At 66.4% G+C, this 1,926-nt stretch carries 3 protein-coding genes; 2 read left to right on the plus strand and 1 reads right to left on the minus strand.

The features are described from left to right. Positions 1–152: 152 nt before the first annotated feature. On the minus strand, positions 153–491 hold the full coding sequence (locus DMC18_RS25025; protein WP_035046383.1) for a P-II family nitrogen regulator: 339 nt from the start codon (positions 489–491) through the stop codon (positions 153–155). A 319-nt stretch (positions 492–810) separates the two neighbouring features. Between DMC18_RS25025 and DMC18_RS25030 the strand changes: the two genes are divergently transcribed. Further along, on the plus strand, positions 811–1,161 hold the full coding sequence (locus DMC18_RS25030; RefSeq protein WP_110121777.1) for a DMT family protein: 351 nt from the start codon (positions 811–813) through the stop codon (positions 1,159–1,161). 95 nt (positions 1,162–1,256) lie between these two features. Continuing rightward, a partial coding sequence (locus DMC18_RS25035) for a fasciclin domain-containing protein (protein ID WP_110133421.1) occupies positions 1,257–1,926 on the plus strand: 670 nt, incomplete at its 3' end.

Consider the following 1,926-nt stretch of genomic DNA (forward strand, 5'->3'; position numbering starts at 1 on the left):
CCTCGGCGGGCGCGGCGGCTGCGGCGGCCGGCGCGGCCTCCTGAGCGAAGGCGGTGGCGCCGATCGGCGCCCCCGCGAGAGTCGCGGCGAGCATCAGCCCAGCCAGCGGCTTAAAGGTGAGTTTCATCGTTGGTATCCCCTTTCCCCGACGATTACAGAGCGGCCGGGCCGGTTTCGCCCGTCCGAATGCGCACGGCTTCTTCGACATTGAGGACGAAGATCTTGCCGTCGCCGATCTTGCCCGTGGCCGCGGCGGCCTTGACCGCTTCGACCGCCTTGGCCGCGGACGCATCGTCCACAACGGCTTCCAGCTTCACCTTGGGCACGAAGTTCACTTGGTACTCCGCGCCGCGATAAATCTCGGTCTGGCCCTTCTGGCGGCCGTAACCCTTCACTTCCGACACCGTCAGGCCTTCGACGCCCGCGGCGACCAGCGCCTCGCGGACTTCATCGAGCTTGAAGGGTTTGACGACCGCTATGATCAGTTTCATCCGCCTTGCTCCGGCCCGCCGTACAGGCAGGCCCCCCTTGTTTGGTTGCTAGAGCGCGTTCGCTCACTCGATCACCGCGACGCCGCCGGAATGCGGCCGCGTCGTTTCCCCGGCGCTCGCACGCTATCGGCCACGGTTCCTGGAACGGGGGCACGGGTTAGGGTTTGAGAAACGAAAGGGACGAGGCGCCGGAAAAATAATCATAGAACACTGATATTGCACTTTTAGAAGGCAAAATGAGCGTCCAGCGGCGCCGTGGCGCGGGACGTCGCTCAACGTCTACAATCGCGGCTCCCATCTCCCTTTCGGAGGATTCTCCATGCCGCCCCTGTGGGCCAAGATCGCCCCGTGGGCGCTGCTGATCTGCTCCAACGTCTTCATGACCTTCGCCTGGTACGGCCACCTGAAGCACCGGGCCATCGCCCTGCCTCTGGCCATACTGACCAGCTGGATGATCGCGCTGCCCGAATACATGCTGGCGGTTCCCGCCAACCGCATCGGCGCGGGCGTCTATTCCACGGCCCAGCTCAAGACCGGCCAAGAAGCGATCACGCTGATCGTCTTCACGTTGTTCTCCTATTTCTACCTGGGAGAGGCGATCCGCTGGACGACGGCGCTGGGTTTCCTGCTGATCTTCGCCGGAGCTTCACTGGTGTTCTTTTTCAAGTAACGGCGAAGTCTGGATCACGAGCCCGTGAGGTCGTGCAACGGACTCGCAATCTGGAGCGTACAGCCGGCCTGGAATTCGAGCGAAAGGACCAGGCCATGTATGTGACGCGCTTCCTCTCCGCCGCCGCCGCCGTCGCGCTGCTCTCGGGCGTCGCCATCGCCCAGACGGCGGCCCCGGCCCAGCCGCCCGCCGCTCCGCCTCCCGCGACCACCGCCGCCCCGGCGACGACGGCGGCCAAGGTGACCCCGAACGGCGACCTGATCGCCACGGCCAAGGCCTCCGGCCAGTTCACGACCTTCCTCAAGGCCCTGGACGCCACCAACCTGACCAGCGTGCTGGCCAGCAATCCGAACCTGACGGTGTTCGCCCCGACCGACGCGGCCTTCGCGGCCCTGCCGGCCGGCGAGCTCGACCGCCTGATGCAGCCGGCCAACGCCGCCCAGCTGCAGAAGGTGCTGACCTACCACGTGATCAACACCAAGGTGGACAGCAGCAAGATCAACGGCGCCAAGGGCGAGGTGAAGACCGTCGAAGGCTCGTCGGTGACGCTGGACGGCAGCGGCGCGACCCCGATGGTCGACGGCGCCAACATCGTCCAGGCCGACGTGCTGGCCACCAACGGCGTGCTGCACGTGGTCGACAAGGTGCTGATCCCCAAGGACGTGCCGATCCAGGCGGCCGCGGCCGCGACGGATGACGCCGCCACCAGCATGGCCTCGACGACGGCCAGCGCCGACGTGATGTCGGCCACCGACGCCGGTTCCG

Origin of the sequence: Caulobacter sp. D5 (assembly GCF_003185805.1) — a bacterium.
GTDB lineage: Bacteria > Pseudomonadota > Alphaproteobacteria > Caulobacterales > Caulobacteraceae > Caulobacter.

Coding starts and splice junctions, on each gene's coding strand:
- DMC18_RS25025 (WP_035046383.1), bottom strand. CDS start 491: ATGAAACTGATCATAGCGGTCGTCAAACCCTTCAAGCTCGATGAAGTC.
- DMC18_RS25030 (WP_110121777.1), top strand. CDS start 811: ATGCCGCCCCTGTGGGCCAAGATCGCCCCGTGGGCGCTGCTGATCTGC.